Below are 22,615 nucleotides of genomic sequence, written 5' to 3' on the forward strand. Positions count from 1 at the left end.
CCGGACCGGTGCGTTTTGTCATTTCGCGGTTGCGAAAAAATCGCGAACCGGTGGGAACGAGTTCCCGGTTCGACGCTTATCTCCTTCGGATCGGAGGGCAGACGATGCTGGTCGAGCGCGGCTTGGGGGCGATGAACGTGGAACTCGTGAGCGAGGCCTATGCCATCGCCGCGAACTATCTTCGCCGCTCCGGCGCGATCCGCGACACCCTCGTCACCGACGAACGCCTGCTCGAGATCGTCATCAAGGTGCTCCAGCACGGCGAATTCAACAAGATCAGGCTGGCCAACACGGCCATCGGCAGGTTCGAGGCACAATCCGAGGCCAAAGCGGTTGCCTGATCCAAATTCCCCAACCCGGCAAGAACCAGAGGGCGCCATGGAAGCTGCCATCGACCGCATCATGCAGACCTATGACCTGCTCGCGAACCGTACGTCAGCTGCGAGCGCTGAGGCGAGGGCCAAGGTCACGAACTATCTCAATACGTTGATGGAAGCGGGCGAGAAGGACACCCACAGGTTGACGGTGTGCGGCCTGACCTATTTGCGCCAGCTCGACGGCAGCGTGGACCCCGTGAAGGCGGGGTATACCGGGCTGTAGGGGGACACTGACGCGACGGCGTGTCCGGCGGAGTTTGGGGCTCAAAGGGGGCCCCATTCCGGATGTTCGCAAACGGGGGTTCCCTTGGAACCGCCCGTGGCGGAACCTTCAATTCCCACCATATCTTGCATAAATCTCTGGTCCGACCCGCAACCACTTGGCCTGTTGCGGGCAATGTGGTAGATCGCGCTCGCCGCTTCCGATCGCCACACCAGACCCGCCCGTAGCCCGCCAAAAGGCTGCGGCGGTGGAGATATTCGCAAGATGACCTTCGCCAAAACAGCCTCCGCGCCCGATTCGTTTTTCACCGCCTCGCTCGAGCAGGCCGACCCGGAAATCGCAGCCGCCATCAAAGGCGAGCTCGGCCGGCAGCGTCATGAGGTCGAGCTGATCGCCTCCGAGAACATCGTCAGCCGTGCCGTGCTGGAAGCGCAGGGTTCGGTGATGACCAACAAATATGCGGAAGGCTATCCGGGCGCGCGCTATTACGGCGGTTGTGAGTGGGTCGACGTCGCCGAGAACCTCGCGATCGATCGCGCCAAGAAGCTGTTCGGCGCCAACTTCGCCAACGTGCAGCCGAACTCCGGCAGCCAGATGAACCAGGCGGTGTTTCTGGCGCTGCTCCAGCCCGGCGACACCTTCATGGGCCTCGATCTTGCGGCCGGCGGCCATCTCACCCACGGCTCGCCCGTCAACATGAGCGGCAAGTGGTTCAAGGCCGCGCACTACACCGTGCGCCGCGAGGACCAGATCATCGATATGGACGCGGTCGCCAAGCAGGCCGAAGAGGTCAAGCCGAAGCTGATCGTGGCCGGCGGCTCGGCCTATTCTCGCGCCTGGGACTTCAAGCGCTTCCGCGAGATCGCGGACAGCGTCGGCGCGTACCTCTTGGTCGACATGGCGCATTTCGCTGGTCTCGTTGCGGGCGGCGTGCATGCTTCGCCCGTGCCTCATGCGCACATCACCACCACCACGACGCACAAATCGCTGCGCGGTCCGCGCGGCGGCCTGATGCTGTGGAATGACGAGGCGCTGACCAAGAAGCTAAATTCAGCGATTTTCCCGGGTCTTCAGGGCGGGCCGCTGATGCACGTGATCGCGGCGAAGGCGGTCGCCTTTGGCGAGGCGCTGCGTCCGGACTTCAAGGTCTATGCCAAGAACGTCGTCGAGAACGCCAAGGCGCTGGCCGAAACGCTGAAGGGCTACGGGTTCGACATCGTCTCCGGCGGCACCGATAACCATCTGATGCTCGTTGACCTGCGGCCGAAGGGCCTGAAGGGCAACGTCTCGGAGAAGGCGCTGGTCCGCGCCGCCATCACTTGCAACAAGAATGGCATTCCCTTCGACCCCGCGTCGCCGTTTGTCACCTCCGGTATTCGCCTGGGCACGCCGGCGGCAACCACCCGCGGCTTCGGCGTCGCCGAATTCCAGCAGGTCGGCGGCATGATCGCCGAGGTCCTGAACGCGATCGCGCAGTCCGATGATGGCAAGGCGCCGCTGGTGGAAGCCGCAATCAAGGAACGGGTCAAGGCGCTCACCGACCGGTTCCCGATCTATCAGTAGGTCCAAGTGAACTGGTAAGAAAACCGGTCAAGGTAAACGGATGCGCTGCCCGAACTGCAACAGTCTCGATACGCAGGTAAAGGACTCGCGTCCGACCGAGGACTCTTTCGTGATCCGCAGGCGGCGCGTGTGCGTCGCTTGCAATTTCCGCTTCACCACCTTCGAACGCGTGCAGTTGCGCGAGCTCACGGTGATCAAGCGCAACGGCCGCCGCGTGCCGTTCGACCGCGACAAGCTGATGCGCTCGGTGTCGATCTCGCTGCGCAAGCGGCAGGTCGAGCCGGAACGGGTGGAGAAGATGGTCTCCACCATCGTGCGCGAGCTCGAGACCGGGGGCGAAGCCGAAATCTCCTCGGAGGTGATCGGCGAGACCGTGATGGAGCACCTGCGTACGCTCGACGACGTCGCCTATGTCCGCTTCGCCTCGGTTTACCGCAATTTCCGCGAGGCCAAGGATTTCGCCGACGTGCTCGGCGAGCTCTCCGGTGAGGAGCAAGCGCGGCTCGCCGCGATCCGCAAATGATCTTCCGCATCCTGGAGGATCAATTCGCGCAGAAGGCCCGTGAGTCCAGGGATGCCGATCGGCGCTTCATGGAGCTTGCGCTGGCGCTCGGTAGGCGCGGGCGGGGACGTACCTGGCCCAATCCGGCCGTCGGCGCCGTCATCGTCAAGGACGGCGTCATCGTCGGCCGCGGCTGGACCCAGCCTGGCGGACGGCCGCATGGCGAGCCTGAAGCGCTGCGGCGTGCAGGCGAGGCCGCGCGCGGCGCCACGCTCTACGTCACGCTGGAGCCGTGTTCGCATTTCGGCAAGTCGCCACCATGCGCCGACGCGGTGATCGCCGCCGGCATCAAGCGGGTGGTAGCCGCGATCGAGGATCCCAATCCGGAAGTCGCCGGCCAAGGCCATGCGCGCCTGCGCGCCGCCGGAATCACGGTGGATGTAGGTCTGTGTGCAGCGGAGGCGGCGTTCGACCACGCCGGGCATTTCCGCCGCATCAGGGATCACCGCCCGCATGTGATCCTGAAGCTCGCGGTCTCGCCCGACGGCAAGATCGGTGCTGCCGGCGGCAAGCCGGTCGCGATCACCGGCGAGGCAGCGCGCGAGCGCGTGCATCTCTTGCGCGCGCAGAGCGACGCCATCCTAGTCGGCATCGGCACGGTGCTGGCGGACGATCCGCAGCTCGACTGCCGCCTGCCGGGCATGGCCGCGCGCTCGCCGGTGCGCGTCGTGCTCGATCAGAGCCTGCGCATTCCCGGCGCGAGCAGGCTCGTGGGCTCCGCGCGCGAGATTCCGCTGTGGGTGGTGGGCTCTGAGCTCGCGGAGGCTGCGGCCGCCACGCGGCTCGGTGCTGCCGGCGCGCAAGTGATCCGCACACCGCCGGGTAACGCGTCCGGACTCGATCTTGCGGCCGTGCTGCATGCGCTGGCCGGGAAGGGCATCACGCGGCTGATGGTCGAGGGCGGCAGCCGCGTTGCGGCGTCCTTCATCGCGGCTGACCTCGTTGACGAGATCTGGCTGTTCCGAGGCGCGGAAGCGGTGGGCGCCGACGGCGTCGATGCGCTCGACGCATTGCCCCTGTCGAAAATCACGCAGTCGCAGGCCTACAAGGTTCATGCTAGCGAGACATTCGAGCACGATACTCTCACCATCTACGAGCGCACCTGAGATGTTCACCGGCATTGTCACCGATATCGGCGAGATCGTCGGCTTCGCGCCGACGGCGCAGGGCCAGTTGCATCGGCTGCGCATCGCCTGCCGCTACGATCAGACAACCATTGCCGACGGCGCCTCGATCGCCTGCAACGGCGTCTGCCTGACGGTGATTGCTTCCGGCGTCGAAGGCGGCAAAGCCTCTGCTCGAAGGACTTGGTTCGACGTCGATGCCGCGGCCGAGACGCTGGCGCTGACGACGGCGAAGCGCTGGAGAGTCGGCACGAGGCTCAACCTCGAGCGTGCGCTCAAGATCGGCGACGAGCTTGGCGGGCATATCGTCGCCGGCCATGCCGACGGGATCGCGACCCTCGTCGGCCGCGAGGACCTGCCCGACATGGCGCGGTTCGCGCTCTCTACGCCGCGGGAGCTGGCGCGGTTCATCGCGACCAAGGGCTCGATCACGCTCGACGGCGTGTCGCTGACGGTTAATACGGTGAAGGACGTGACATTTTCGGTGCTGATCATCCCACACACCCTGACGGTCACGACGATCGGTGGCTGGAAGGTGGGGGATGAGGTCAATATCGAGGTCGATTTGATGGCCCGCTACGCGGCGCGGCTGACGGAAATGAAGTGACGGCGTCTTTAACCTTGGCTTACCCGCTGGTGGCGATTACATAGCGCCAACCCCTGTGAAACGGATTTGACGATGGCAGACGCGCGGCGCGCACCCCTGAAGGACCAGACCGACGTTTCCGGCGCGCGCGCGCTGATTGTCGAGGCGCGGTTCTATGACGATCTCCAGGACGCGATGCTCGAAGGCGCGGTGGCCGAGTTGAAGGCGGCCGGCCTGACCCATGACGTCATCACGGTTCCCGGCGCACTGGAGATTCCTGCGGCGATCGCCATCGCGGTTGACGCCGCGGCGGCTAATGGCAAGCCCTATGACGCCGCGATCGCGCTCGGCTGCGTGATCCGTGGCGACACCATCCACTTCGAGATCGTCTCGCAGGAATCCTCGCGCGCGCTGATGGACCTGGCGGTGGCGCGTAAGCTGCCGCTCGGCAACGGCATCCTCACCGTCAACACCGAGGCGCAGGCCTGGGCGCGGGCACGCGCCAGCGAGCTCAACAAAGGCGGCGATGCCGCGCGGGCCGCGATTGCGATGCTGCGCATCAAGCGCCGGCTGGCGCGGGCTTGATCATGGCCGATAACAACAAAAAGCCGCCGGCTGGCACGGAGAAGAAAGCGAACCGGCGCGGTGCGGCGCGGCTCGCGGCCGTTCAGGCGCTCTACCAGATGGACATTGGCGGCGCCGGTATCAACGACATTTTTGCGGAGTTCGAGAGCCATTGGCTCGGCAACGAGGTCGAGGGCGACACGTACCTCCCGGCGGAAGCCGCGTTCTTCCGCGACGTCGTCTCCGGCGTCGTGCGCGACCAGAAGAAGCTCGATCCGCTGATCGACGAGGCGCTCTCGAAGGGCTGGCCGCTGAAGCGGATCGAGGCGATCCTGCGCGCGGTGCTGCGGGCCGGGGCCTACGAATTGGAGCACCGCAAGGATGTGCCGGGCCGCGTGGTGGTGTCCGAATATGTCGACGTCGCCAACGCCTTCGTCGATCGCGAGGAGACCGGCATGGTCAACGCGGTGCTCGACCAGATCGGCCGCCAGTTTCGCGGTGACGAATTCGGGCGGGGGTAGATATGGGTTCGTCATTGCGAGGAGCGTAGCGACGAAAGCAATCCAGACTATTTCTGCGAAGGCCATCTGGATTGCTTCGCTTCGCTCGCAATGACGGCTGGAGATGACGGATCGAGCCGATGACCACTCCGCACAATCCCTCTGGCGAAGACTCCCTCATCGCGCGCTATTTCAAGCCGCTGGCGACTGATCCCGGCGCGCTGGGGCTCGTCGACGATGCCGCCATCCTGCAGTCACGCGGCGAGGACATCGTCGTCACCACCGACGCGGTGGTGGAGGGCGTGCATTATCTTGCCACCGATCCGCCTGATACCATCGCGCGCAAGGCGCTGCGGGTGAACCTGTCCGATCTCGCTGCCAAGGGGGCCGTGCCGGCCGGCTTCGTGCTGACACTGGCGCTGCGCAGCAAGGAAGACGGCTGGCTCAGGCCGTTCGCGGACGCGCTCGGCGAGGATGCGAAAACCTTCGCCTGTCCGCTGCTTGGCGGTGATACGGTGTCAACGCCGGGGCCGCAGATGATCTCGATCACCGCCTTTGGCCGCGTGCCGCTGGGGCGGATGGTCGGCCGCACCGGCGCCAAACCGGGCGATCGCATCCTGGTGACGGGAACGATCGGCGACGCTGCGCTTGGCCTCGATGTGCTCAAGGGCGGCGCGGTGGCGGGTGCGCTGGCCTCCGATCCGCACGCGCGCGAGATGCTGATCTCGCGCTATCGCGTGCCGCAGCCGCGCAATGCTCTCGCGCAGGCCGTGCGTGACCACGCGACGGCTGCGATGGATGTCTCCGACGGTCTTGCCGGAGATCTGACAAAGCTCTGTGCGGCATCGGGCGTCTCGGCCACGATCGACGTGACGACCGTGCCGCTGTCGGCTGCTGCGGCCCGGCTGGTCGCAGGCAACGTCGTTTGCGTTGAGACGCTGCTTGCCCGGGGCGACGATTACGAGGTGCTGTGCACCGTTCCGCCGGCGCAAAGCGAGGCGCTGATTGCCTCAGGGCGGGCGGCAGGCCTTGCCGTCACGGCCATCGGCACGATCGTCGCGGGCCATGAGCGGCCGCGCTTCCTGGACTGGCAGGGCCAGGAGCTGGTCTTGAAGCGGCTCTCCTACAGCCACTTCTAGGAATTGCTCCAAACCGGCGCCCAGGGCTCGCACCACGGGCCTAAATACCTGCCGAGATCGGCTTTTTCGGCCCTATCTGGCGTTGCACCCTCAATTTGATTTTGGCAAGGTCGTGACCGACTGGGGCCGCGCCTTCGGGCAAGGGGCGGCCTTGTTCAAAATCAAGGCGCCGCACCGCACGACGGAAAAACAAAAGGCGCCGGGGGTACGTTCATCAAGGATCTGAGGCAAAAAATCACATGACAGCATTATGGTTGATTGTGCTCTGCGGAGCGCTTTCCGTCGTCTACGCGATCTGGGCGACGTCTTCGGTTCTGAGTGCGGATGCGGGGTCGCCGCGCATGCAGGAAATCGCGGCAGCGGTGCGTGAAGGGGCACAGGCCTACCTGCGGCGTCAGTACACCACGATCGGTATGGTCGGCATCGTCATCTTCGTGCTGCTTGCCTACTTCCTTGGGCTCTATGTCGCGATCGGTTTTGCGATCGGCGCCATCCTGTCGGGGGCGGCCGGCTTCATCGGCATGAACGTCTCGGTCCGCGCCAATGTGCGCACCGCCCAGGCCGCGACGACGTCGCTCGCGGGTGGCCTCGAGCTTGCCTTCAAGGCGGGCGCGATCACCGGCATGCTGGTGGCGGGTCTCGCGCTGCTCGGCGTGACGCTCTATTTCGGCTTCCTGGTCCACTCGCTGAAGCTTGCGCCTGACAGCCGTGTCGTCGTCGACGCCCTGGTGGCGCTCGGCTTCGGCGCTTCGCTGATCTCGATCTTCGCCCGTCTCGGCGGCGGCATCTTCACCAAGGGTGCGGACGTCGGCGGCGACCTCGTCGGCAAGGTCGAGGCGGGCATCCCCGAGGACGATCCGCGCAACCCGGCCACCATCGCCGACAACGTGGGCGACAATGTCGGCGACTGCGCCGGCATGGCCGCCGACCTGTTCGAAACCTATGCCGTGACTGCGGTCGCCACCATGGTCCTGGCGGCGATCTTCTTCGCCAAGACGCCGATCCTCTCCGACATGATGACGTTGCCGCTCGCCATCGGCGGCATCTGCATCATCACCTCGATCATCGGCACCTTCTTCGTGAAGCTCGGGCCGAGCCAGTCGATCATGGGCGCGCTTTACAAGGGTCTGATCGCAACCGGCGTCCTGTCGCTGGTCGGCATCGCCGGCGTGATCTATTACCTGATCGGCTTCGGCAAGCTCGCCGGCGTCGACTACACCGGCATGGCGCTGTTCGAGTGCGGCGTGGTCGGCCTCGCCGTCACCGCGCTGATCATCTGGATCACCGAATACTACACCGGCACCGACTATCGTCCCGTGAAGTCGATCGCTCAGGCGTCGGTGACCGGCCACGGCACCAACGTGATCCAGGGCCTCGCCATTTCGATGGAGTCGACCGCGCTGCCCGCGATGGTCATCATCGCCGGCATCCTGGTCACCTACAGCCTCGCCGGCCTGTTCGGCATCGCGATCGCGACCGCCACCATGCTGGCGCTCGCCGGCATGGTCGTCGCGCTCGATGCGTTCGGCCCGGTGACCGACAATGCCGGCGGCATTGCCGAGATGGCGGGCCTGCCGAAGGAGGTTCGCAAGTCGACCGACGCGCTCGATGCGGTCGGCAACACCACCAAGGCGGTGACCAAGGGCTACGCGATCGGGTCCGCCGGTCTCGGCGCCCTGGTGTTGTTCGCGGCCTACAACGAGGATCTCAAATTCTTCATTGCGGACTCCGCGCACCACGCCTACTTCGCCGGCGTCAAACCGGACTTCTCGCTCAATAACCCCTACGTCGTGGTGGGCCTGTTGTTCGGCGGTCTGTTGCCGTATCTGTTCGGCGCGATGGGCATGACCGCGGTGGGTCGCGCGGCGAGCGCGATCGTCGAGGAGGTGCGCCGGCAATTCCGCGAGAAGCCGGGCATCATGCAAGGCACCGACAAGCCGGATTACGGCAAGGCAGTCGACCTCCTGACCAAGGCGGCGATCAAGGAGATGATCATCCCTTCGCTGCTTCCGGTGCTGTCGCCTATCTTCGTCTACTTCGTGATCTACGCGATCGCGGGCGGCGGCGCGGCCGGCAAGTCGGCGGCGTTCTCGGCTGTCGGCGCGATGCTGCTCGGCGTGATCGTGACGGGTCTGTTCGTTGCGATCTCCATGACCTCGGGCGGCGGCGCCTGGGACAACGCCAAGAAGTACATCGAGGACGGTCATTTCGGCGGCAAAGGCAGTGATGCTCACAAGGCGGCCGTGACCGGCGATACCGTCGGCGATCCCTACAAGGACACCGCGGGTCCGGCAGTGAACCCGATGATCAAGATCACCAACATCGTGGCGCTGTTGCTGCTAGCGGTGCTCGCGCACTGAACCGGAGGCAGCCTTCCTGCGACAAACCCGCGGTGCAAGCCGCGGGTTTTTTGCTGGCTACCAATCGGAGCGGCTATTTCCGGAGAGGGTGGTCACCATGAAGTTCGAGATGACCAGGTGCAATCGGTGCGGCAGCGATATGCCGATGGGCACGACCCTCTGTCCAAGCTGCGGCAAATCGCAAACCGGAGCCAGGAGATCAGGGTCGCTTCAGCACGCACCCTCTTGGCGGTCGCATCGGCTGCGGCGGTGCTCCTCGTTTTCAACTGGATCAAAGCCCCGGCGCCGCAGACCGATCCCATCACTGCACGTCCATCTGCAGCCCTTCCTTCTGGATGATGCCGGCGAACTTCTTCGTCTCGGCGTCGACGAAGGCGGCAAACTGGTCGGGGGTGCCGTAGTCCGCGCGGGCGCCCATGGCGGCGATGTTCTTCTTGATGTCGTCGCGCTCGAGCATCGCCTTCACCTGGAGATTGAGTGCCTCGAGCACCGGCGCCGGGACGCCCTTCGGCAAGAAAACCGCGAACCACGACGAGACGTCGAAAGCCGCGAGCTCCGGCGCGCTCTCGCGCATGGTCGGCAGGTTCGGCGCCAAGTCGCTGCGCTCCGTCGTGGTGACGCAGAGGCCGGTGAGGGTGCCGTTCTGCACCTGCGGCAGACTCGGATAGAGGTTGTCGAACAGGATCTGGATGTCGCCGGCGAGCGCCGCCTGGAGCGCGGGACCGGCGCCACGGAACGGGATGTGCGTCATCTTCAAGCCGGTGAGCTGCAGGAACCAGGCGCCGGTGAGGTGAGGGCTCTGGCCGACGCCGGAGGAGGCGTAGCTGAGCTTGTCCGGATTGGCCTTGAGATAGGCGATCAGCTCGGCGATCGACTTGATGCCGGTCTTGGGATGCGCCGAGACGATGTTCGGGATCCGAATCATGTTGGAGACCGGCTGGAGCTGGTCCGGCTTGTAGGTGAGGTTCTTGAAGATGCTGTAGGCGATCGCGTTCGGGCCGGGATTGCCGATCAGGATGGTGTGGCCGTCCGGCTTGGCGCGGACCACCTCGGCCGTGCCGATCGTGCCGCCGCCGCCAGAGCGGTTTTCCACCACAGCCGATTGGCCCCAGGCGGTTTGCAGATGGGCGGCCAGAAGCCGACCCATCACGTCGGTCGAACCGCCGGCGGCAGCCGGCACAACGAGGCGGACGTTTTCGGTGGGTTTCCAGTCCGCCAGGCTCGACCGCGGCAGGATCGCTGCAGCCGAAAGGCCAGCAGCACCGGTGAGCACGCGACGGCGGGATAGCAATTTATTGGACACGAATCCACTCCCTGCTTCTTGTTTTGCGGGAGCGTATGGAACCGGACGCGCAACGGCAAGCCGCACGAAGCGGCACGACGCCGCAGGCTGAAGGCTCAGTTAAAGCTCAGCAGCTTGAAGATCGGCGTGAGGTAGCTCATCTCCTGGCCCGATGTCGGCGTGGTCCGGCTGATGAAGTCGAAGATCTTGCCGTCCTGCAGGCCGTAATTCGCAAGCCGGCGCACGCGCCGGTTCTTGTCGAAATAGACCGCGATGACGCGCTGATCGACGACCTTCTGGTTCATGAAGGCGACCATGCGCTCCGAGCGTTGCGAGATGTAATAGAACACCTCGCCGTCGAGGGTTGCGACCGTGGAGGGCGTGCCCATCACGATCAGCACCTGATCCTGGCTCGCGCCGATCGGAATCTGCTCGAGCGCGCCGGGCGGCAGGATGTAACCCTTCTGGAACTGCTCGCCGGTGCAGCCCGCAAGCGCAACGCCAACCAGGGCCACGGCCGCGAACAGGCGCAAGCCGCGCCAACGTGCTTGAAAGCCATGCCGCTTGTCTGCACGCAGGCCGGTCTGGTTGGTTATCGTCATAGCGGAACTGATTCCGTCCCCTTGCGTCGCGCGAGGCGCTGAAGTACCGGGCGGAGGCTCTGAATGCAACACGCGCGCGCCCGCTTGCGGAAACCACAATGCTTTGGCCGTTCAATCACTTCAGGAAACCCCGGCTAGCCCTGCCGGGCACCATTGAAGCCATCTATGGCATGATCGTGACGCAGGCGCGAGAACCCATATTTTACCGCGACTTGGGCGTGCCAGATACGGTTAACGGGCGTTTCGATCTGTTGCTGCTGCACCTCTGGCTGCTGCTGCGCCGCCTGCGCACGGTCCAGGGCACCGCCCAACAGGGCGCCACCGAGCTGTCGCAGGCACTGTTCGACCGGTTCTGCGAGGACATGGACGACAATCTGCGCGAGATGGGGATAGGCGACCAGACCGTGCCGAAGCGGATGCGGGCCTTCGGCGAGGCCTTTTACGGCCGAGTCCAGGCCTACGATCAGGCCATGGAAGGCGGCGAGGCGCTGGCATCGGCGATCTGCAAGAATATCTTGAATGGGGCCGGCATGGACCAGGCGTATCGGCTGGCGGCCTACGCCAGGGCTGCCGAGGCCGAGCTCGGCCGGACCGGCGAGGCCGCACTGCTGGGCGCGTCCTTCAAGTTTCCTCCAGCGCTTCCCGAGGATGTCACGCCATGAGCCGACCGATTACAGGATCCGGGCCCGATCCCTGGCGGGTCCCCGTTCTCGTCGCACAGATCCCCGACACCGGCCTGCATCGCAAGCTCGAGGCCTCGGTCGCCGAGCGGCAGGCCATGGCCGAGACGGCAGGCCTGCGGGAGGTCCTCTCTGCCCAGGCCGCCTTCGATGTCGTGCCGAAAAGCGGCAACCGGATCCACGTCACCGGGACCGTACGCGCCCGGATCGGCCAGACCTGTGTGGTCACGCTTGACCCGATCGAGAGCGAGATCGAGGAGGAGGTGGACCTGATATTCGCCCCCGAGGCCGAGATCCGCCGCCTGGCCGACCTGATCGAGGAAGGGCAGGACAATGATGAGCAGATCGCCGACCCGCCGGAGGCGATCGTCAATGGCATCATCGACCTCGGCCGCCTCGCCACCGACGCCCTGTTCCTGGCGGTCGATCCGTACCCGCGGAAGCCGGGGGTCGTGTTCGAGGCCGAGGTCACCGCCCCCGATCCGGAGGACCATCCCTTTGCGGTCCTGAAGGCGCTTCAGGACAAGAAGAACGATCAATAGGTGCCGTCTTCCCGTAGGACCGCTTTGCTGCGGGGGGTGAGGTGTTTGCAGCGGTGGTTTGAAAGGTTCAATTATCAGCTTGATTTCTATATAATTCTTGTGAATTCACCCGTCTGCAGCCGGATTGTCCCGGGTGCAAAAGGCTGGGGGCAAGAGGTTGTTTCGGGATAACAAAACGCTATTGTCGCGCCCCGGTCCGGGTGCGGCGTGGCGCTTGACCGGCCGCCATGTTCATGGCGAACCCATTTGCGGCCCCGCTCGTTCATGACCGCACCAGACCAGGTTTCCAGGACTTTTATGCCAAGCAAGGTTCGCATCGCGCTTGACGCCATGGGGGGCGACGCCGGCGCCGCCGTGGTCATTCCAGGCGCCGCCATCTCGCTCCACAGGCATCGCGAGATCGAATTCCTGCTGATCGGGGACCGCGCCAAGATCGAGCCCGAGCTCGACCGCCACCCCGCACTAAAGGCCGCCTCGAAGATCATCCATACCGATGTCGCGGTCAGCGGGGCGGAGAAGCCGAGCCAGGCGCTGCGGCGCGGCCGCAGGACCTCCTCCATGTGGCTTGCCATCGACGCGGTGAAAAGGGGAGAGGCGGATGTTGCGGTCTCCGCCGGGAATACCGGCGCGCTGATGGCGATGTCGCGCTTCCACCTGCGCACGCTGCCCGGCATCGACCGTCCGGCGATCGCCGGCATGTGGCCGACCAAGCGCGGCGATTCCGTCGTCCTCGACCTCGGCGCCAGCATCGGCGGCGATACGCATCATCTGGTGTCGCTCGCCATCATGGGCGCAGCGATGGCCAGCGTGTTGTTCAACAAGAAGCGTCCCACGGTCGGCCTGCTCAATATCGGGGTTGAGGAGATCAAGGGACACGAGGAAATTCGCGAGGCCGGCGAAATCCTGCGCGCGAGGAACCTGCCCGAGCTCGACTATCTCGGCTTCGTCGAGGGCGACGGCATCGGCAAGGGTGTGGCCGACGTCATCGTCACCGAGGGCTACAGCGGGAACATCGCGCTGAAAGCCGCCGAGGGAACCGCGCGGCAGATGGCCGAATTGCTCCGCAACGAGATGAAGCGGAGCTGGCTGTCCAAGCTCGGCTATCTCCTGGCGCGCGGCGCCTTCCAGGCTCTGCGCAACAAGATGGATCCGAACAAATCCAACGGCGGCGTGTTGCTGGGATTGAACGGAATCGTGGTCAAGAGCCATGGCGGAATCAGCTCCGAAGGCTTTGCCTATGCGATCGATGTTGGCTATGAGATGGTCAAATTCGATCTTCTCAACAAGATCAATCAGATGCTCAACCGCGAGGGCGGTGCACTCAATTTCGTGCCGACCGCGCCGGAGGATGTTTCGTGACTCAAATTCGTTCGGTCGTACTGGGCTGCGGCTCTTATTTGCCGGAGCAGGTGGTGACCAACGCCCAATTGGCGGCGCGCATCGACACGTCCGACGAGTGGATCGTGCAGCGCACGGGCATTCGCGAGCGACGTATCGCGGCTGAGGGCGAGTTCACCTCGCATCTGGCGCTCAAGGCGGCGCAGGCTGCGCTCGTTGATGCCGGCGTGGACGCGCAGTCGATCGACCTGATCGTGCTCGCGACCTCGACGCCTGACAACACCTTCCCCGCGAGCGCGGTCGCCGTGCAGCACGGGCTCGGCATCAACCATGGCGCGGCCTTCGACCTTCAGGCGGTGTGCTCGGGCTTCGTGTTCGCGCTCGCCACCGCCGACAATTTCCTGCGCACCGGCGCCTTCAAGCGCGCGCTCGTGATCGGCGCGGAAACCTTTTCGCGCATCCTCGACTGGAACGACCGCGGCACCTGCGTGCTGTTCGGCGACGGCGCCGGCGCGGTGGTGCTGGAGGCGCAGGAGCAGCCGGGCAATGCCGCGACCGACCGCGGCATCGTGACCACGCATCTGCGCTCCGACGGCCGCCACAAGGCGAAGCTGTTCGTCGATGGCGGACCGTCCTCGACCCAGACCGTCGGCCATCTGCGCATGGAGGGCCGCGAGGTCTTCAAGCACGCGGTCGGCATGATCACAGACGTGATCGTCGACGCCTTCAAGGCGACCGGTCTCAATGCAGACAGCATCGACTGGTTCGTGCCGCACCAGGCCAACAAGCGAATCATCGACGCGTCCGCGCACAAGCTCCATATCCCGCCGGAGAAAGTGGTGCTGACGGTGGATCGTCACGGCAACACCTCGGCGGCCTCGATTCCGCTGGCGCTGTCGGTGGCGCGCAAGGACGGCCGCATCAAGCGCGGCGACCTGGTTCTGCTGGAAGCCATGGGCGGCGGCTTCACCTGGGGCTCCGCGCTGGTGCGCTGGTAAGCCACACTCGATAAAATTTTGCCCGAATCAGCGCGGATTATCGATGCGCCTGCATTGATGAGCGCTGTTGACCGGCGTATCTTAAGCTCATAATTTCAGACAACAATTGTTCGCCGTGATGTGGGGCAGGGCGATGACCGATCAAAGTAAAACCGTAACGCGTGTCGATCTGTGCGAGGCCGTCTACCAGAAGGTGGGTCTGTCGCGCACGGAATCGTCCGCCTTCGTGGAACTGGTGCTGAAGGAGATCACCGATTGCCTTGAGAAAGGCGAGACGGTGAAGCTGTCCTCGTTCGGCTCCTTCATGGTCCGCAAGAAGGGCCAGCGCATCGGTCGCAACCCCAAGACCGGCACCGAGGTGCCGATCTCGCCTCGCCGCGTCATGGTGTTCAAGCCGTCGGCGATCCTGAAGCAGCGGATCAACGCCCAGCACCGCACCAATGGCGACGCCAGCAAGGCGCAACCCGAGGCGTAACCGCCTTTCGCGAAGGATTTTGGCATTTGGACAAGGCGCCGGATGCGTTCCGAACCATCAGCGAAGTAGCGCAGGAACTCGACATTCCGCAGCACGTGCTGCGGTTCTGGGAGACCCGATTCTCCCAGATCAAGCCGATGAAGCGCAGCGGCGGCCGCCGCTATTACCGCCCCGACGACGTCGACCTGCTCAAGGGCATCCGCCGTCTGCTCTACGGGGAGGGCTACACCATCCGCGGGGTGCAGCGGATCCTGAAAGAGCACGGCGTCAAATCGGTGCAGGGCCTGGCCGACAGCGCGGCCGCGGTCTCGTTCGGTGCCATCGAGGACGCCGTCGGCGCGAGCCTGATGGAGCCCGAGGAGGAGACCGGCGTCCGCGGCGCCCGCGACAGCGACGATGACGACTACCAGGGCGAGGAGGAGGAGGGCATCGACTTCCGCTTCTCCGAGACCGACGACGAGGAAATCCTCACCACCTTCCGCAAGGGCGGCACCCCCGCCGCGCCCGCCGGCCCCAGCGCCATCGACCGGGAGCGCCTCGCACGGGTGCTCGCCGATCTCGTGGCCTGCCGCGAAATGCTGGATCAGGCCCTGAAGGACGCCTGACGCCGGCCTCCCTCAGCTGTGGGAGTTCCGCAGCCTTTCGGCAGAGGCACCAAAATGCTGCGACCTCGCCTTGCGCAAACCGGCGATCCTAGCTAATGGAACGACGTTCGGAGCGTGGCGCAGCCCGGTTAGCGCACTAGTCTGGGAGACTAGGGGTCGGAGGTTCAAATCCTCTCGCTCCGACCATTTTGTTCGTAGACTTGGCTAAGCACACGCGCGAGAGCTGGCGACGCGAGCTTTGTCTGTCCGCGATGAGGCTGAGGGCGTCTGCCCGGCGACAACGAGAGCATCAGCAGTGCCAGACGAGCCGATGATCCTCAAATTCCGCTGTCCGCCGGGCCTCGAAGACAAATTGCCGCCGCCGGTCCCCGCGAGTTTGGGCCTGCCCGCCTGGCTGAAGGCGATGCCGACGCAGGCCTTCAACGCGATCAATCAGCGCGAGGAGGATACGGTCAAGCGGTGTCCTCCGTTCGTCGACGCCATGACGAGCGGCTTCCTTATCCCACTGATGTGCGATGTCAGGTTTGAGAACGGGGAGATTTCCTGGGACAATGACCTGCCGCTCGGTGGTGAGCTCGATTTCCCGCGCTCGCCCCTCGGATTTCACGATTCAAGCCAGGTCACGGGATCGCCGTTGTTCGAGCCGGACCGGCTTCTGATCAAGTTTCGCAATCCATGGCTGATCGAAGCACCGGAAGGTTATGCGGTGCTGTTCATGCATCCGATCAATCGCTTCGATCTGCCATTTACTACGCTGACGGGCCTCGTCGATTGCGATCGATATCGCGACAGTTGGATCCATTTCCCAGTGCATTGGCACGACGTGAATTTCAGCGGCGTGCTGCCGAAGGGGACGCCGATTGCGCAATGCGTGGCGGTCAAGCGGGAAAGTTGGGTTGCTCAGACCGCGCCGCTGACTGCGGAGGAGATGCGGCGGGTGTTCGAGGTGACGAAGTCGGTTGCGCAGGAGCCCGGCGCTTATCGACGGCAGTTCCGTGCGTGAGCCGCATCACTGCATGTCGCCTTGCAGAAACGTCTTGAGCGCGCTCGGGCGGAAGAAGAAGCGACCACGCGATGAATGGACGAGCGTGTAGGCGGCTTGTGCCAGCATCCGGGGCCGCCCGCGTACGGCCGAACGAAGGCTCGCCTCGCCCGCTTCGCGCTCACCCAACTCGAACAGGCAGGCGGCGAGATCTGCCCGTGTCACGGCATCGTCGGGTCGCAGCGCCAGCGCGAGCCGGTACATCTCTGCGGCCGTCGCATAATCACCATCCTGTCGCAGCACGCGTGCAAGTAGCGTCGAGATATCGGGACGTCCAGGCGCGGCCTTGTGGGCCATGACGAGAATCGGGCGCGCCTCACCGCGCGCATTGCGCTCGAGATGCAGGCGCGCAAGATCCAGTTGCAGGTCGATGTTTTCCGGCGCGAGCGCGAGAGCGCTGCCGATTGCGGCAATGGCCTCATCAACGCGCCGGTCTTTGGCAAGCTGGCCGGCGAGCTCCTGGAAGGCCGGCAGGAAAGGCGGGCGGCGCGCCGCGGTCTGGCGCAGTTGTTCGATGGCTTCCGCGCGACGCCCGGATTCGCCCAGGGCCGCGCCAAGCAGAGTCTCGATGCCCGGATCACTCGTGCGGCGCGCCGCCTTGTCCAAGGGGACGATCGCCTCCGCTGCACGATTCTGAGCGAGCAAGGCGCGGCCGAGAATCCATGTCGCCACGATGTCGGTCCGGCTTGTCTTCAAGACTTCGGCTGCAAGCCGCTCCGCCTCGGCGAAATTCTGCATCCGCAGCGCGAGCGTAGCGCGCTCGAGCAAGCCGGTTTGATGAGGTCCGCGGTTGGGGGGAAGAACAGGGCGCTTCGACACTGGGCTCGCAACCGACGTCTATCGAAGCGACAAGTATGGCCGCGGCCCGCGCGTCGGGCAACCGCTATTCGTCTTCGCCGACCTGGCGTGTTGGCCGGATGCCCATCGCTTTCCTTTCGGCTTCAGCCGATTATCTCAGATACCGCGGCGAACCGTGTCGTCTCGTCCACTGGCGTCCTCACCATCTCCTCGCGCCGGCTTTCGAGATTGGCGCGCACTGAGGTGTGGACCTGCGCTTGAAGGCTTCGACGTCTTCGAGCTGGCCGGTGCGCGGGATCTGCTTGCCGACGAAGCGATGCAGCTTCGATCTGCTCTATTCCGACAGCGTCGATCTCGCGGAGCGGGCGAGGGCGGTGGGCATGCAGGTCGAGCTGCATCTGCTGCGTGACCGGCCGCGCAATACGCGCTGACGCCGACGCCGGAGGGGCGCAAGACGCGTGCGACCATTTTGCGAGCGGTGGCTTAAGGTGAACGTGTGATCGTCGTCACAAATGCGCTCCGCCGCAATGGGTCTGGCGCCGTGGCCGCAGAGGGAAAAGGCAGCCCCCGGGCGTTTCCTCGTGTATCACTAGTTTTGCGGGACCTTAGGCGTGGCCCTTGATCTCGTAGTGACCCGGCACGCATTTGTAGCGATCGAGCCGCCAGTTGGCGTGGTAGATCGGATGCTCGCCCATCCATTTCGCCAATGGGGCCTGTGCGCCGATCGCGCACTGCATCAGCGACATCTCGGGCGTCATGTTGCTGTCGGTCACGATTTCCTCGATGCAACTGCCTGAGCTGGCTGCGCTCAGCCGGCAGAGCACGGCAACGACGGTCACGAACATTCCAGTCACCTCATCGGTAGTTTCTGACCACGAAGAGGATGCAAGCGGAGTGCCAGAGCCTGTGACGTAAACAACACGCTGGCCTGGCCGACTCGACCCAGCGTCCGGAGTCCATTGAAGATTCGGATTGTAAAAAAATTGCCCCTAAACCGAAGCCGGGCAAATACGGGGAACGACATCCGGCGAGCCCAGGAATGTCGATTTCCGGGGGCAGCGCCGCGCCTGTGGCGCTTCACAGGCCGCGCGGAGCCGGTAGTCTCGCGAGGCTGTGGACACTCGCCAAAAGAGCGGGACCGCCACAAGGGATATGGAAACGCGAGGGCAGACCATGAAGGCACGACCGACCGGCGTGATCCCGCCGATGACGACGCCGTTCCGGAAGGACGGCGAGATCGACACCAGCCTCGTGGCGCCGCAGGTCGACTGGATGATCGGCGCCGGCGCGCATGGCGTCGCGGCCGGCGGCTCGACCGGCGAGGGGCACACGCTCGATCACGAGGAATATCGCGACCTGATGGAAGCGACGGTCGCGGCGGTGAAGGGACGCATTCCCGTGATCGCCGGCATCATCGTCGATTCCACCCGCGATGCGATCCGCCGCGGCAAGCTCGTGCGCGACATGAATGTCGCCGCCCTCCAGGTCACGCCGGTGCATTACCTTTTCAAGCCGGACGACGAGGCGATGGTGGCGCATTTCCGCGCCATGGCTGACGAGACCGGCATGCCCATCATCATCTACAACGTGGTGCCGTGGTCGTACCTTTCGCCGGCGCTGCTGACGCGGATCATGACCGAGGTGCCGCTGGTCGTCGGCGTCAAGCAGAGCGCAGGCGATCTCAAACTGTTCGCGGACCTCATGATGATGGCGCCTGACAAGCTGATCTACAGCGCGGTCGATGCCCTGATGTATCCGTCCTACACGTTGGGGGCCCATGGCTCGATCGCCGCGATCCTGACCGCGGCGCCGCATGCCTCCGTCGCGCTGTGGGATGCGGTGAAGGCGGGCGACCACCCGCGCGCGCTCGAGCTGCACAAGAAGCTGCTCACGCTGTGGAACGCGATCATTGCCGACAATCTGCCGGCCTGCACGCGCTACGCACAGACTCTGCAGGGGCTGCCGAGGACCTATCCGCGTGCGCCGATGCCGGAGGCCTCGCCGGCGCAGCAGGCGGCGACCCGCAAGGCGCTGGAGGCGCTCGGGGCCTTGAACGGAGCGCGCGTCGAGGCGGCGGAATGATCCGCCGGCCGAAACAACGGATATGAAGATGCAGCGCCGATCCGCTTTTACCTGCGGATGCGGCGCTGCTACATTTTGCGCGCGCTCTCGCGAACAGTGCGGCGATGAAAGAAACATACCGACAAGGGGAGGGACCGAAGTCCCATGAAGGATTTTGCAGGAAAGATCGCCGTCATCACGGGCGGCGGCACGGGAATGGGACGCGAGCTCGCGCGGCAGCTCGTCGCCGAGGGCTGCAATGTCGCGATGTGCGACGTCTCGGAAGCCGCGATGGCCGAGACCAAGCGGCTGTGCGAGGTCGAGAAGCTGCAAGGCCTGCGCGTCACGACGCATGTCGCCGACGTCTCGATCGAGGATCATCTGAAGCGATTCCGCGACGAGCTCGCCGAGCAGCAGAAGACCGACAAAATCCATCTTCTGTTCAACAATGCCGGCATCGGCGGCGGCGGCAGCCTGTTCACCAACACGCGCGAGCAGTGGGAGCGCACCTTCAACATCTGCTGGGGCGGCGTCTATCTCGGCGTGCGCACGTTCCTGCCGATGCTCGTCGCCGCGGACGAGGCTCACATCGTCAACACCGCGAGCGTCAACGGTTTCTGGGCCTCGATCGGCATGAATCAGGCGCACACCGCCTACAGCTCGGCCAAGTTCGCCGTGAAGGGATTCACCGAAGCGCTGATCAACGACCTCCGCCTGCACGCGCCGCACGTCAAATGCTCGGTGGTAATGCCCGGCCATATCGGCACCTCGATCGTCTCCAATTCGCGCAAGGTGCAGAGCAGCGACGATTCGGAGCGGCTCAACCCGGACGAGGTCGCGCTGACCCGCAAGCGCATGGTCGCGGCCGGCGTGCCGGATGCTGACAAGATGTCGGACGAGGACATCCAGGCGGCGTTCGCCGAGCGCGTCCGCAGCTTCCTCGAGGATGCGCCGACGACGGCGGCGCAGGCCGCGAAGATCATCCTCGACGGCGTCAAGGCGGAGCGATGGCGCATTCTCGTGGGCGAGGACGCACAACGTCTCGACGCGCGCGTGCGCGCCACGCCGGAGCAGGCCTACGACCGTGCCTTCTACGAAAGTTTTACGCAGGAGGTCGGCTGGACGCTCGGCTGAGATCGCGTGGCCGAGACTATATGGCCGAGACCGTCAGCGAGCGCGCGTGAATATGGGTATGATGGCCATCATGGCAAGAGGTGCGCAGGTCATAATAGCTGCCATCTCCTGCCAGTGTTCTCTTGCCAGTGTTCGGCCACTCATGACGAATTCGAATGTCACGCATGCGACACGTCCATGCGTTCAAGCGATGGTGATCTCGAACAGCCCTCATTCGGCGCACGGCAGCTTGGTCAGGGAACCAAAATAGTTTAGTCAGTCATGTGTAAGGCGATGACCAGAGCGTAGCTCCCGATGATACCCGCATGCCTCTCCGACGACTGGATCCTTTGCCCCGAGCGAGAGGACATCTCCGCTGAATTCACGCGGCTCCTCACCGCGGCTCAGGAGGGCGGCGCGACGATCGCGGAATGCCTGATGATCGCGCGGCAGCTGAAAGGCGGCGAAGACCAGTCCTGGCATCGCGAGTGGAAGAAGCTGGCGCAGGCCAATCGGCATCGGGCCGAGGCCGCGTTCGCGGAAGGTCACAGGGCGACCGCGCAGCGCAACTGGCTCCGCGCCATGAATTACTACAGTGCAGCCGCAATGCCGCTCGATCAGGCGGACGAGCGCCGCTGGGTCGCGGTGCTCGCGATGCAGGATTGCGCCCGCCGGTTTCTCGCGGCGCGCGAACCGGCCGGGGAAGTCGTGACGATACCCTGGCTCGACGGACATTCGTTACAGGGCTATTTCCTGCCCGCGCCGTCGGGAAGAGTGCGAGCCCCGACCGTGATCTGCATCGGCGAGCCCGGCCACCGCAAGGAGGAGTTCCTGTTCAAGCTCGCGCCGCATGCGCGCGAGCGCGGCTTCTCGCTGCTGGCGCTGGATCTCTTTGGCGACCAGCGCGACGATTATCTCGACGCGCTGTTGCGACGCCGGGATCTCGAGAGCTCGATTCCCTGCGTCATGGACTATCTGGAGACGTGCAGCGACGTCGATTTCGAGCGCGTCGCGATCGTCGCAGATGGCTGGGGCTCTTCCTTCGTGGCGCGCGCGGTGTTGCAGGAGCCGCGGCTTGCCGCCGCCGTCTGCGATGGCGGCCTGTGGGACCTGCATGAGCGCGCCTTCTTCGCCAGCCGATTCGCGATGAGCGACGTCAGCATCGTTCCGGTGCCGCATGCCCCGCTGATGGCTTCCAGCGCCGACTGCCCGGTGCTGATCACGCTGGGTGAGGACGGCTGGCTCAAGGCCGATCGGGCGCGTCAGATCGTGCAGACGTCCCGGCTCGGCAGCTCGGATGTCATGTTGAAAGTGTTCACCGCGGCCGAAACCGGCGCGGCGCAGTCCCATGCGGACAATCCGAGCCTTGCCAATGAATACATCTTCGACTGGCTCGAATCGCGGCTCGGCGCCGCGGGGCGGATCTAGCGTCAGAAATCGAGGGTCAGGCGGACGCAGGCCTTTTCGAGACGGGTCTTCAACATCGCGAGCTTGGTGGTGAATTCGGTGAGCTCGCGCTCGTCGAACTCCTGGAAGACAAATTCCTTGATCGTCTTGTACTGCTCGTTGAGGCTCGTCAGGTGCTTCTGCGTCTTCTCGGTCAGGGACAGCCGGACCACCCTTGCGTCGGTCGGCGAGGGGCGACGGCGCAACAGGCCCTTCTTTTCGAGCAGCTTGGACTGGGTGGTGACGAACGAGGGATCGACGTGGAGGAGTTTCGAGACGACGTTGACCGGAATGCCGTCGTCCTTGTCGAGGTCGGAGATCGCCATCAGGATCAGCCATTGCGGGCCGCTGATGCCAAGCGTTCTCGCCCAGAACTGACGCAGCTCCTCCAGATACATGTTGATCGACGATATCTCCCAGGTGAAGCGCCTGATGATGTCCAGATTGCCGATGGGGCGGAGGCGCGCCCCTTCTTTCCTCGTCGCTGACACAGCGTCACTCCCGTGATCTGACTTGTTTGCGGCCGGTGTCGTGCAAGCCATAGTCCACGCAAGCCTGCTCTGACGCAAGTGCAGAGCAGGCTAATTTTGTCACTAAAACTACAAACATGATCAGCTCACGGAATCGCCTCGCAG

26 protein-coding genes and 1 tRNA gene are annotated in these 22,615 nt (G+C 64.7%); 22 read left to right on the forward strand and 5 right to left on the reverse strand.

The genetic code is table 11. The annotated features are described in order from the left end of the window. The first annotated feature begins 104 nt into the window (after positions 1 to 104). From IVA88_RS19115 to IVA88_RS19160, 10 genes are all read left to right on the forward strand, one after another. Positions 105 to 341, forward strand: a complete 237-nt coding sequence (locus IVA88_RS19115) for a hypothetical protein (protein WP_247498775.1) — start codon at positions 105 to 107, stop codon at positions 339 to 341. Between the two features lie 37 nt (positions 342 to 378). Then, on the forward strand, positions 379 to 600 hold the full coding sequence (locus IVA88_RS19120) for a hypothetical protein (protein ID WP_008131709.1): 222 nt from the start codon (positions 379 to 381) through the stop codon (positions 598 to 600). 264 nt (positions 601 to 864) lie between these two features. Then, entirely contained in the window at positions 865 to 2,163 is a 1,299-nt protein-coding gene (glyA, locus tag IVA88_RS19125) for a serine hydroxymethyltransferase (RefSeq protein ID WP_247498776.1), read from the forward strand. A 40-nt stretch (positions 2,164 to 2,203) separates the two neighbouring features. Continuing rightward, on the forward strand, positions 2,204 to 2,686 hold the full coding sequence (gene nrdR / locus IVA88_RS19130; protein WP_247498777.1) for a transcriptional regulator NrdR: 483 nt from the start codon (positions 2,204 to 2,206) through the stop codon (positions 2,684 to 2,686). After that, the gene (gene ribD, locus IVA88_RS19135) at positions 2,683 to 3,831 is read left to right on the forward strand and encodes a bifunctional diaminohydroxyphosphoribosylaminopyrimidine deaminase/5-amino-6-(5-phosphoribosylamino)uracil reductase RibD (RefSeq protein ID WP_247498778.1); all 1,149 of its coding nucleotides are present in this window, start codon (positions 2,683 to 2,685) and stop codon (positions 3,829 to 3,831) included. The genes nrdR and ribD overlap by 4 nt, the downstream gene beginning before the upstream one ends. Before the next feature lies 1 nt (position 3,832). Further along, positions 3,833 to 4,456: a riboflavin synthase gene (locus IVA88_RS19140; protein ID WP_247498779.1), complete on the forward strand. Its 624-nt coding sequence runs from the start codon at positions 3,833 to 3,835 to the stop codon at positions 4,454 to 4,456. 72 nt (positions 4,457 to 4,528) lie between these two features. Then, positions 4,529 to 5,020 carry a 6,7-dimethyl-8-ribityllumazine synthase gene (gene ribH, locus IVA88_RS19145; protein ID WP_247498780.1) on the forward strand — a complete coding sequence of 164 codons (492 nt, stop codon included), beginning with the start codon at positions 4,529 to 4,531 and terminating at the stop codon, positions 5,018 to 5,020. A gap of 2 nt (positions 5,021 to 5,022) precedes the next feature. Next, positions 5,023 to 5,520 (forward strand): transcription antitermination factor NusB, encoded by a 498-nt coding sequence (gene nusB / locus IVA88_RS19150; protein ID WP_007611091.1) that lies wholly within the window; start codon positions 5,023 to 5,025, stop codon positions 5,518 to 5,520. A gap of 119 nt (positions 5,521 to 5,639) precedes the next feature. Beyond that, positions 5,640 to 6,638 (forward strand): thiamine-phosphate kinase, encoded by a 999-nt coding sequence (gene thiL / locus IVA88_RS19155; RefSeq protein ID WP_247498781.1) that lies wholly within the window; start codon positions 5,640 to 5,642, stop codon positions 6,636 to 6,638. A gap of 239 nt (positions 6,639 to 6,877) precedes the next feature. Beyond that, positions 6,878 to 8,998, forward strand: a complete 2,121-nt coding sequence (locus IVA88_RS19160) for a sodium-translocating pyrophosphatase (protein ID WP_247498782.1) — start codon at positions 6,878 to 6,880, stop codon at positions 8,996 to 8,998. 301 nt (positions 8,999 to 9,299) lie between these two features. Here the strand turns inward: IVA88_RS19160 and IVA88_RS19165 are convergent, their stop codons facing one another. Together IVA88_RS19165 and IVA88_RS19170 are read right to left on the reverse strand one after the other, a co-directional pair. Beyond that, positions 9,300 to 10,301 carry a tripartite tricarboxylate transporter substrate binding protein gene (locus tag IVA88_RS19165; RefSeq protein WP_247498783.1) on the reverse strand — a complete coding sequence of 334 codons (1,002 nt, stop codon included), beginning with the start codon at positions 10,299 to 10,301 and terminating at the stop codon, positions 9,300 to 9,302. Between the two features lie 95 nt (positions 10,302 to 10,396). Beyond that, on the reverse strand, positions 10,397 to 10,882 hold the full coding sequence (locus IVA88_RS19170) for an outer membrane protein assembly factor BamE (protein ID WP_247498784.1): 486 nt from the start codon (positions 10,880 to 10,882) through the stop codon (positions 10,397 to 10,399). 98 nt (positions 10,883 to 10,980) lie between these two features. Between IVA88_RS19170 and IVA88_RS19175 the strand changes: the two genes are divergently transcribed. The 8 genes from IVA88_RS19175 (at position 10,981) to IVA88_RS19210 (ending at position 16,523) form a co-directional block, all read left to right on the forward strand. Then, entirely contained in the window at positions 10,981 to 11,544 is a 564-nt protein-coding gene (locus IVA88_RS19175) for a ubiquinol-cytochrome C chaperone family protein (protein WP_247498785.1), read from the forward strand. Further along, positions 11,541 to 12,104 (forward strand): DUF177 domain-containing protein, encoded by a 564-nt coding sequence (locus tag IVA88_RS19180; RefSeq protein ID WP_247498786.1) that lies wholly within the window; start codon positions 11,541 to 11,543, stop codon positions 12,102 to 12,104. Before IVA88_RS19175 ends, IVA88_RS19180 begins: the two co-directional genes overlap by 4 nt. A 297-nt stretch (positions 12,105 to 12,401) precedes the next feature. Continuing rightward, the gene (gene plsX / locus IVA88_RS19185; protein ID WP_247498787.1) at positions 12,402 to 13,463 is read left to right on the forward strand and encodes a phosphate acyltransferase PlsX; all 1,062 of its coding nucleotides are present in this window, start codon (positions 12,402 to 12,404) and stop codon (positions 13,461 to 13,463) included. Then, positions 13,460 to 14,440: a beta-ketoacyl-ACP synthase III gene (locus IVA88_RS19190; RefSeq protein WP_247498788.1), complete on the forward strand. Its 981-nt coding sequence runs from the start codon at positions 13,460 to 13,462 to the stop codon at positions 14,438 to 14,440. The genes plsX and IVA88_RS19190 overlap by 4 nt, the downstream gene beginning before the upstream one ends. Positions 14,441 to 14,573: 133 nt before the next feature. Next, positions 14,574 to 14,915, forward strand: a complete 342-nt coding sequence (locus IVA88_RS19195; protein ID WP_018456841.1) for an integration host factor subunit alpha — start codon at positions 14,574 to 14,576, stop codon at positions 14,913 to 14,915. Positions 14,916 to 14,941: 26 nt separating this feature from the next. Further along, a complete protein-coding gene (locus tag IVA88_RS19200; RefSeq protein WP_247498789.1) occupies positions 14,942 to 15,520 on the forward strand; it encodes a MerR family transcriptional regulator in 579 nt (192 codons plus the stop codon). A 108-nt stretch (positions 15,521 to 15,628) separates the two neighbouring features. Continuing rightward, positions 15,629 to 15,706 (forward strand) — tRNA-Pro (locus IVA88_RS19205). Between the two features lie 124 nt (positions 15,707 to 15,830). Further along, a complete protein-coding gene (locus IVA88_RS19210) occupies positions 15,831 to 16,523 on the forward strand; it encodes a hypothetical protein (RefSeq protein ID WP_247500350.1) in 693 nt (230 codons plus the stop codon). Positions 16,524 to 16,529: 6 nt separating this feature from the next. Here the strand turns inward: IVA88_RS19210 and IVA88_RS19215 are convergent, their stop codons facing one another. Then, entirely contained in the window at positions 16,530 to 17,330 is an 801-nt protein-coding gene (locus IVA88_RS19215) for a tetratricopeptide repeat protein (RefSeq protein WP_249811311.1), read from the reverse strand. 287 nt (positions 17,331 to 17,617) lie between these two features. On the opposite strand from IVA88_RS19215, the gene IVA88_RS19220 reads away from it, so the two are divergent. Further along, on the forward strand, positions 17,618 to 17,791 hold the full coding sequence (locus IVA88_RS19220) for an alpha/beta hydrolase (protein WP_247498791.1): 174 nt from the start codon (positions 17,618 to 17,620) through the stop codon (positions 17,789 to 17,791). Positions 17,792 to 17,965: 174 nt separating this feature from the next. Here IVA88_RS19220 and IVA88_RS19225 read toward each other — a convergent pair whose 3' ends face one another. Then, entirely contained in the window at positions 17,966 to 18,205 is a 240-nt protein-coding gene (locus tag IVA88_RS19225; protein WP_092257446.1) for a hypothetical protein, read from the reverse strand. A 328-nt stretch (positions 18,206 to 18,533) separates the two neighbouring features. Here IVA88_RS19225 and IVA88_RS19230 point away from each other — a divergent pair, with 328 nt between their 5' ends. The 3 genes from IVA88_RS19230 to IVA88_RS19240 all read left to right on the forward strand — a co-directional run bounded on the left by IVA88_RS19230 (position 18,534) and on the right by IVA88_RS19240 (position 21,962). Beyond that, complete coding sequence (locus tag IVA88_RS19230; RefSeq protein WP_247498792.1) at positions 18,534 to 19,442, forward strand: dihydrodipicolinate synthase family protein; 909 nt, start codon at positions 18,534 to 18,536, stop codon at positions 19,440 to 19,442. A 144-nt stretch (positions 19,443 to 19,586) separates the two neighbouring features. Further along, positions 19,587 to 20,555: an SDR family NAD(P)-dependent oxidoreductase gene (locus IVA88_RS19235; protein WP_247498793.1), complete on the forward strand. Its 969-nt coding sequence runs from the start codon at positions 19,587 to 19,589 to the stop codon at positions 20,553 to 20,555. Positions 20,556 to 20,849: 294 nt separating this feature from the next. After that, on the forward strand, positions 20,850 to 21,962 hold the full coding sequence (locus IVA88_RS19240; protein ID WP_247498794.1) for an alpha/beta hydrolase: 1,113 nt from the start codon (positions 20,850 to 20,852) through the stop codon (positions 21,960 to 21,962). Positions 21,963 to 21,964: 2 nt separating this feature from the next. Here the strand turns inward: IVA88_RS19240 and IVA88_RS19245 are convergent, their stop codons facing one another. Beyond that, positions 21,965 to 22,471: a MarR family transcriptional regulator gene (locus IVA88_RS19245; RefSeq protein WP_247498795.1), complete on the reverse strand. Its 507-nt coding sequence runs from the start codon at positions 22,469 to 22,471 to the stop codon at positions 21,965 to 21,967. Positions 22,472 to 22,615 lie beyond the last annotated feature (144 nt).

The sequence above is a fragment of the Bradyrhizobium sp. 149 genome, assembly GCF_023073915.1.
Taxonomy (GTDB): Bacteria; Pseudomonadota; Alphaproteobacteria; order Rhizobiales; family Xanthobacteraceae; genus Bradyrhizobium.

Coding starts and splice junctions, on each gene's coding strand:
- IVA88_RS19115 (WP_247498775.1), top strand. CDS start 105: ATGCTGGTCGAGCGCGGCTTGGGGGCGATGAACGTGGAACTCGTGAGC.
- IVA88_RS19120 (WP_008131709.1), top strand. CDS start 379: ATGGAAGCTGCCATCGACCGCATCATGCAGACCTATGACCTGCTCGCG.
- glyA (WP_247498776.1), top strand. CDS start 865: ATGACCTTCGCCAAAACAGCCTCCGCGCCCGATTCGTTTTTCACCGCC.
- nrdR (WP_247498777.1), top strand. CDS start 2,204: ATGCGCTGCCCGAACTGCAACAGTCTCGATACGCAGGTAAAGGACTCG.
- ribD (WP_247498778.1), top strand. CDS start 2,683: ATGATCTTCCGCATCCTGGAGGATCAATTCGCGCAGAAGGCCCGTGAG.
- IVA88_RS19140 (WP_247498779.1), top strand. CDS start 3,833: ATGTTCACCGGCATTGTCACCGATATCGGCGAGATCGTCGGCTTCGCG.
- ribH (WP_247498780.1), top strand. CDS start 4,529: ATGGCAGACGCGCGGCGCGCACCCCTGAAGGACCAGACCGACGTTTCC.
- nusB (WP_007611091.1), top strand. CDS start 5,023: ATGGCCGATAACAACAAAAAGCCGCCGGCTGGCACGGAGAAGAAAGCG.
- thiL (WP_247498781.1), top strand. CDS start 5,640: ATGACCACTCCGCACAATCCCTCTGGCGAAGACTCCCTCATCGCGCGC.
- IVA88_RS19160 (WP_247498782.1), top strand. CDS start 6,878: ATGACAGCATTATGGTTGATTGTGCTCTGCGGAGCGCTTTCCGTCGTC.
- IVA88_RS19170 (WP_247498784.1), bottom strand. CDS start 10,882: ATGACGATAACCAACCAGACCGGCCTGCGTGCAGACAAGCGGCATGGC.
- IVA88_RS19175 (WP_247498785.1), top strand. CDS start 10,981: ATGCTTTGGCCGTTCAATCACTTCAGGAAACCCCGGCTAGCCCTGCCG.
- IVA88_RS19180 (WP_247498786.1), top strand. CDS start 11,541: ATGAGCCGACCGATTACAGGATCCGGGCCCGATCCCTGGCGGGTCCCC.
- plsX (WP_247498787.1), top strand. CDS start 12,402: ATGCCAAGCAAGGTTCGCATCGCGCTTGACGCCATGGGGGGCGACGCC.
- IVA88_RS19195 (WP_018456841.1), top strand. CDS start 14,574: ATGACCGATCAAAGTAAAACCGTAACGCGTGTCGATCTGTGCGAGGCC.
- IVA88_RS19210 (WP_247500350.1), top strand. CDS start 15,831: ATGATCCTCAAATTCCGCTGTCCGCCGGGCCTCGAAGACAAATTGCCG.
- IVA88_RS19225 (WP_092257446.1), bottom strand. CDS start 18,205: ATGTTCGTGACCGTCGTTGCCGTGCTCTGCCGGCTGAGCGCAGCCAGC.
- IVA88_RS19230 (WP_247498792.1), top strand. CDS start 18,534: ATGAAGGCACGACCGACCGGCGTGATCCCGCCGATGACGACGCCGTTC.
- IVA88_RS19235 (WP_247498793.1), top strand. CDS start 19,587: ATGAAGGATTTTGCAGGAAAGATCGCCGTCATCACGGGCGGCGGCACG.
- IVA88_RS19240 (WP_247498794.1), top strand. CDS start 20,850: ATGATACCCGCATGCCTCTCCGACGACTGGATCCTTTGCCCCGAGCGA.